A 6,307-nucleotide genomic window follows, 5' to 3' on the forward strand; every position below is an offset into this window, starting at 1 on the left:
TATAAATTTTATAACTTCGTATAAAACGAAACAACCTCCATAAACAACCCCAGTATGAAATCATTAAAAATATCGCTTTTAATTTTTCTGTTATTTTTTTCACCTAAAATCATTTTTTCACAAGAAACGTATACTGATACTGAATCTATTAATGAGGGCTCTATAAATGATCAATTTGAATTTCTTCTTAGAAAATCAGGCAACTTTAAAGGCACCAATGGGCAAGCTTATGAAGCTGTTAAGCAATCATGGTTATATGCCTTAAAATCTCACACATTAGATTCTTTAAAAACCATCAGAAAAGATTTAAATGATACTAAGGCTGTTGTTGACAAACAAGCTAAAGAGATTTCAAATTTAAAGTCAAAACTCACAAATACACAAAACGATTTAGACAAAACCAATACAGAAAAAGATAGTATGGCATTATTTGGTTTACAAATGAGCAAAACCAATTACAATATGTTAATGTGGACCATAATTGCAGCTTTGTTAGCATTATTGATTTTGTTTATTTATAAGTTTAAAAATAGTAATGCCATTACAAAACAAGCTAAACAAAACCTTGCCGAAATTGAAGAAGAGTTTGATGAACATAGAAGAGTTGCTTTAGAACGGGAGCAAAAAGTAAGACGTCAATTACAAGACGAAATTAATAAACAGAAAGGGGTTTAGTATAAAAGACGCTTTCTTTATTAAAAGCTGCAAATACTTTGCAGCTTTTTTTATGCATTCAATGCGGCTGCATGAAAAATACCAATCAATTAAATTATCTTTGTGCCTAAAGTCATATTATGCGTATAGATATAATTACCGTTCTTCCAGAATTACTCAGGAGCCCTTTTGAAGCTTCTATTTTAAAACGTGCTATTGAAGCCAGTTTGGTTGAAGTATATACACATAATTTAAGAGATTACACATCAGATAATTACAAATCTGTTGATGATTATCAATTTGGTGGAGGTGCTGGTATGGTAATGATGATTGAGCCTATTGACAAGTGTATTTCGAAGCTAAAAAATGAACGCCAGTATGATGAGATTATTTATATGACACCTGATGGAGAAACACTCAATCAAAGTATAGCCAATCAAATCTCACTTAAAGAAAACATCATTATTCTTTGTGGACATTATAAGGGGGTTGACCAAAGAGTCAGGGATCATCTTATAACTAAAGAAATTTCCATAGGTGATTATGTGCTTTCTGGTGGAGAATTGGGAGCCGCTGTTCTGTGTGATGCAGTTATTAGGTTAATTCCAGGAGTTTTAGGTAATGAAACCTCTGCCTTGACAGATTCTTTTCAGGATAATTTATTAGCACCACCTATCTATACCAAACCCCGGGAATACAAAGGCTGGAAAGTTCCAGAATTATTATTTAGTGGCAACTTACCTAAAATAGAAAAATGGCGTGAGGAACAGGCTTATAAACACACTAAAGAAAAACGCCCAGATTTACTAACCGATGAGTAAAAAACAACATATTGTAGTACTTACAGGCGCGGGTATGAGTGCTGAAAGTGGTTTAAAAACTTTTAGGGATGCAAATGGTTTATGGGAAGGATATGATGTTACTAAAGTGGCTACACCTCAAGGTTTTCAGGATAACCCTGAATTAGTCTTGGAATTTTACAACCAAAGAAGACGTCAATTACATGAGGTTGAACCAAACAGTGCACATTTTGATTTAGCTAAACTTGAGAAAAACTATAGAGTGAGTATCATTACACAAAACATCGATGATTTACATGAGCGCGCAGGTAGTACCAATGTATTGCATTTACATGGAGAACTTTTAAAAGTACGCAGCACCTATGATGAAAATGATACTCTAGAATGGAAAACTGATTTAGTTTTAGGTGATTTATGTAGCAAAGGGTATCAGTTACGCCCACACATTGTTTGGTTTGGCGAAGATGTTCCTATGATGACTAAAGCAATTAACATTTGTCAAAAAGCTGACATTTTGGTAATTATTGGCACTTCTATGCAGGTATATCCGGCTGCAGGATTAATGCATTATGTACCTGAGGGTATACCGATATATTTTATAGATCCAAATCCTGCATTATTGAGTAAAGAAAATTTAACAGTTATAGCTAAACAAGCTACCATTGGTGTTAGTGAAATGATAGAAACTTTTTTTTAGCTCTTTAATCTTCCAATCTCCCTATTGCCTGTGCCTTTTTTAATACCTACGTTTAAGTCACCCAATTCTTTTCTAGCCTGTTCTACAACCTCCATTAATTCATGTACTTTTTCAGGGTAATATTCATAAACATTATACTGCTCTCCTGGATCACGCATCATATTATAAAGTTCTGGTTCTTCAATAGTCGTTTTAACACGCTTTCCTCCGTGACCATCATTTCCTGGTTTTGTATCATAAGAGGCCCAAGTATGTGGCAATACCAACTTCCAATTACCTTTACGCACACCATTAAGATGATTCTTACCAAAATAATACAACATGGTTTCTCTAGGATTTGATCCGAAATCACCCTTAAAGAGTGAACTAATATCAATACCATCAATCTTATTATTAGAAAGTTTTCCGTCAGTTATTGATACAAATGCTGGCAATAAATCAATGGTTGACGCTAGTTTACTACAAACTGTTCCCTCTGGTATGTTATTAGGCCAATTGATAATGAAAGGAACCCTTTGACCTCCTTCCCAACTGGTAGTTTTTCCTTCTCTCAGTCCGCCTGAAGAACCCGCATGATTACCGAAATTTAGCCACGGCCCATTATCTGAAGTAAAAATTACTATGGTATTATCTGCAATATCATTTTTTTCTAAGGCTTTGTTTATTTCACCAACAGACCAATCTATTTCCATCATCACATCACCATAAAGTCCTTGTTCACTTTTTCCTCTAAATTTATGCGATACACCTAAAGGAATGTGTCCCATAGTATGTGGCACATATAAAAAGAAAGGCTTGTTTGCATTTCTATTAATAAAATTAACTGCCTTTTCGGTATAATGTGTGGTGAGTTTATCTTGATCCTTTAAACTAGAAATTGTATCTATTACTTCATTTCCATCTATCAGTGGCAGTGAAGGCATATTTCCTCTTCCTTGATCTTTAGGAAGCTCATGGCCAGTAACATTACTATGGGGCCACATGTCATTAGAATAAGGCAAACCAAAATATTCATCAAAACCATGTTGTAATGGTAAAAACTCTTTTTGCCATCCTAAATGCCACTTACCAAAACAAGCTGTAGCATAACCTTGCTCTTTAAACATTTCGGCCATTGTAAATTCTTCAGGATTTAGACCTATTTCATGATGTGGAAAAAGCGCTCCTGAAAAACCGATTCTATTTGGATAACACCCCGTGAGTAATCCTGCTCTAGAAGCACTACAAACTGGTTGGGCTGCGTAAAAATTAGTAAAGCGCATTCCTTTGTTTGCCATTGCATCAAGATTGGGAGTTTCAAAACCCGTTGCGCCGTAACAACCTATATCTCCAAAACCCATGTCATCAATAAATACGAGCACAAAATTGGGTTTTTTGCTAGTCTGCGAATCTTTGTTACTTTTTTTGGAATTACAACTAAATAAGAGATTTGTAATAATTAATAAGGCAAATATTCTCTTAAATAACATATTATAGCTAATTAGTTTTTAATAATCCTAAAAGTAAGGTTTATTCTTGGATTTATAGTTTTAGTAGTTTTTGGTATGTTGTGTTTCCAGAAATGTTGTGTTATCCCTTTCATAAGTAAAAAACTTCCATGAGTTAATGGTATGTCAACTTTCTTTAACCCTTTCTTAAATATATGTTTTAATTGAAATGGTCTTGTTTGACCGAAAGAGACCGAACCAATTATCGGGTTTTTCCCTAACTCTTTTTCGTTATCCTGATGCCAATTATTGCTATCATTTCCATCACGATAATAGTTTAATAAGCAGCTTGTAAAATCAACTTCAGCAATCATTTCTATTCGCTTTTTTATAAACAATAAATTGGATGTCCACGCATGCGGATTCATCGCTATTCCAGAATAAGAATATGATTTACCTTCATAACCATACAAAGCCGAAAGCCTAGGTACATTATACGTTTTTCCGTAAAATGTAATTTGATCCTGTTGCCATTGAATAGAATCTTGCAAACTTTTGAAAAGTTTGTTGGCTTCTTCTTCAGAAAAAAAACTATTGTAAAGTACGATATCAGCATCGGGCAAATCAAATACTACTTTTTGAAAATTATCATCAAATAAACGTTGCTGAATATCCATTCAAAAGTTTTAAATCTTATTCTTTGCCTCAATCCATTTACTCATAAACTTGGTACTTTGCAGTGTGTGATGTTGAAGCATTTGCCCTATGAAATTATTAAGTCTTCGGTCATAAAGTTGTTGTTGAAGCATCTCTAATTGCTCCATAAAAACTTTCTGAAAATGTGTTTTGTTGAACCTAGTGTTAACAACCCGAAAACCATTTCTTTGCTTTTCTTTCCATAGATTTTTATTGCTATATAATTCCACTGCTCTAGAGGCAAACGTTTCTGGATTATTCTCTATAAAACCATTTGGAGACAATACACCAAATATACCCTCGGCTCCAATACTTGTTGTAACACTAGGCGTTCCATTTTTCATAGCATCAAATAACTTTCCTTTTAAACCAGCACCAAATTGCAGGGGTGCTAGACATACTCTTGATTTTTTTAGAACGCCACTGGCACTTTCTGCAAACCCATTAACTATAAAGCCTTCTTTAGAATTGTGTAACTGATTTACCTTAAGCGAAGCATAAGCGCCATATATATGCATTTGTGAGTTTGGTAGGCGTTGTCTTATCACTGGCCATATATGTTTTTTTAAATGTAAAACAGCATTAAAATTAGGTTCATGCAAAAAGTTACCAATTGTTGTAAAATTATTACGTTCCTCGAAAGCGGGGAGTTCTAAATATGTGTCAGAGGGTATATCCTCAAACATAAAGGGTAAATAGAACAGTAAAGACTCATCAAACTTAAAATCCTTACTTAAAATATCCATCTCAGCTTCAGAGATTATTAAGGTTAAATCACATCTATATATACTGGCTATTTCTCTTTTAGCTGTATCGTTGAACAAGTATGATTTATTAAAATTGGCATTATCCTTTAGAGCCTTGTGCCTCCCTTTTCGTAAACAATGTAGGTCTTCGGTATCCAGAATCCTGAGTGCATCCGGACAATGTTCTGCTATACGCCAACCAAACTGTTCCTCGGTCATAAACCTATCGAACATCACCACATTTGGATTCAGTACTTTTATAAAGTCGTCAAAACTAGAGCTATTAAGTTCAATGGAGACCTGAGTAACACCTATATCTTTTAAATTAAATGCATTATTAGAACTTGAGGAGGCGCTGGCAAAAGTTATTTCATAATCGGCCAATTGAAACGTCTCTATTAACTGCATCATCCTACTACCTGCAGCAGAGCTTTTTGGTTCGGGCCACACAAAACCGATAATTAAAAGTTTCTTGTTCATAAAAAATGAAACTTATAAATTGAAAGTGCCTTATTCAAATTCTTACGGTATTTACAGTTTGCTTCCGAAATTTGATTATTATTCTGGTTTAGGTTTAAAATCGTACATCAACCGCACTTTTTTTGCCCAATCTACTACAGAATTTATCTGGGCATCGGTTAATTTTGCGTCAGAATGTGTCCATGTATATGAATTCAATGGCATACTTTTATCTTCAACCATTTCTATTAGTTCTTCAAACTTGTGGTCTTTTCTTTTAACTGAATTACCTTCCCATTTCGACACATTAAAATGTTTTTTGCCATGATCTATATGATTTTTTAACCAATAATTTACGGGTGTTATATTATTATACCATGGGTATCTACTAACATCACTATGACAATCAAAGCAAGCTTCTTTCAAAATTAATTTTACATCTTCAGGCGGCTTGGTTTCTGTTAAAAACGGTTCTATAGAAGCCATATCTCCACTATTCTTCTCAGGTCTAAAAAATTGCGCAATAATAAAAGCTATTACAAGTAGTAATAGCAGCTTTTTTATAATCTTCATTTTTAATAATTTTAGATTATAAAAATAAGAAAACGATTTGACTAGAAACGATCTTTATAAAGAATTAAACTACGTAAATCACTCTCGTGAAAAACGTACCCACTATGCTAATTTGTTAAATAAACTACCTCGGGGCAAGCCCACGAGGTATTAAAATAATTTGAGTTGTCCTGAATGAACTTCTTTATATTCCTTCTCTTTTCCTTGATTTTCAACATATCTCTGAATCACATCTTTGCTTGCATAGAGCCCTAC

Annotated in this window: 7 protein-coding genes; 3 read left to right on the top strand and 4 right to left on the bottom strand. The window is 33.8% G+C overall.

The window, feature by feature from the left end; genetic code table 11:
- Positions 1 to 54: 54 nt before the first annotated feature.
- The 3 genes from E1J38_RS14425 (at position 55) to E1J38_RS14435 (ending at position 2,151) form a co-directional block, all read left to right on the top strand.
- Positions 55 to 675, top strand: a complete 621-nt coding sequence (locus E1J38_RS14425; protein ID WP_133357526.1) for a tRNA (guanine-N1)-methyltransferase — start codon at positions 55 to 57, stop codon at positions 673 to 675.
- A 119-nt stretch (positions 676 to 794) separates the two neighbouring features.
- Positions 795 to 1,475 carry a tRNA (guanosine(37)-N1)-methyltransferase TrmD gene (trmD, locus tag E1J38_RS14430; RefSeq protein WP_133357525.1) on the top strand — a complete coding sequence of 227 codons (681 nt, stop codon included), beginning with the start codon at positions 795 to 797 and terminating at the stop codon, positions 1,473 to 1,475.
- Positions 1,468 to 2,151, top strand: a complete 684-nt coding sequence (locus E1J38_RS14435) for an SIR2 family NAD-dependent protein deacylase (RefSeq protein ID WP_133357524.1) — start codon at positions 1,468 to 1,470, stop codon at positions 2,149 to 2,151. The genes trmD and E1J38_RS14435 overlap by 8 nt, the downstream gene beginning before the upstream one ends.
- Here the strand turns inward: E1J38_RS14435 and E1J38_RS14440 are convergent.
- The 4 genes from E1J38_RS14440 to E1J38_RS14455 all read right to left on the bottom strand — a co-directional run bounded on the left by E1J38_RS14440 (position 2,148) and on the right by E1J38_RS14455 (position 6,052).
- Entirely contained in the window at positions 2,148 to 3,512 is a 1,365-nt protein-coding gene (locus E1J38_RS14440) for a sulfatase family protein (RefSeq protein ID WP_222428245.1), read from the bottom strand. The two genes, E1J38_RS14435 and E1J38_RS14440, sit on opposite strands and share 4 nt — an antisense overlap.
- 119 nt (positions 3,513 to 3,631) lie before the next feature.
- Positions 3,632 to 4,255, bottom strand: a complete 624-nt coding sequence (locus tag E1J38_RS14445; protein ID WP_133357522.1) for an alpha-ketoglutarate-dependent dioxygenase AlkB family protein — start codon at positions 4,253 to 4,255, stop codon at positions 3,632 to 3,634.
- A gap of 9 nt (positions 4,256 to 4,264) precedes the next feature.
- A complete protein-coding gene (locus E1J38_RS14450) occupies positions 4,265 to 5,500 on the bottom strand; it encodes a glycosyltransferase (protein WP_133357521.1) in 1,236 nt (411 codons plus the stop codon).
- Positions 5,501 to 5,578: 78 nt separating this feature from the next.
- On the bottom strand, positions 5,579 to 6,052 hold the full coding sequence (locus E1J38_RS14455) for a heme-binding domain-containing protein (RefSeq protein WP_133357520.1): 474 nt from the start codon (positions 6,050 to 6,052) through the stop codon (positions 5,579 to 5,581).
- Positions 6,053 to 6,307 lie beyond the last annotated feature (255 nt).

Source organism: Seonamhaeicola sediminis (assembly GCF_004358095.2).
In the GTDB taxonomy this organism is placed as follows: Bacteria; Bacteroidota; Bacteroidia; order Flavobacteriales; family Flavobacteriaceae; genus Seonamhaeicola; species Seonamhaeicola sediminis.

Coding starts and splice junctions, on each gene's coding strand:
- E1J38_RS14435 (WP_133357524.1), top strand. CDS start 1,468: ATGAGTAAAAAACAACATATTGTAGTACTTACAGGCGCGGGTATGAGT.
- trmD (WP_133357525.1), top strand. CDS start 795: ATGCGTATAGATATAATTACCGTTCTTCCAGAATTACTCAGGAGCCCT.
- E1J38_RS14445 (WP_133357522.1), bottom strand. CDS start 4,255: ATGGATATTCAGCAACGTTTATTTGATGATAATTTTCAAAAAGTAGTA.
- E1J38_RS14450 (WP_133357521.1), bottom strand. CDS start 5,500: ATGAACAAGAAACTTTTAATTATCGGTTTTGTGTGGCCCGAACCAAAA.
- E1J38_RS14455 (WP_133357520.1), bottom strand. CDS start 6,052: ATGAAGATTATAAAAAAGCTGCTATTACTACTTGTAATAGCTTTTATT.
- E1J38_RS14425 (WP_133357526.1), top strand. CDS start 55: ATGAAATCATTAAAAATATCGCTTTTAATTTTTCTGTTATTTTTTTCA.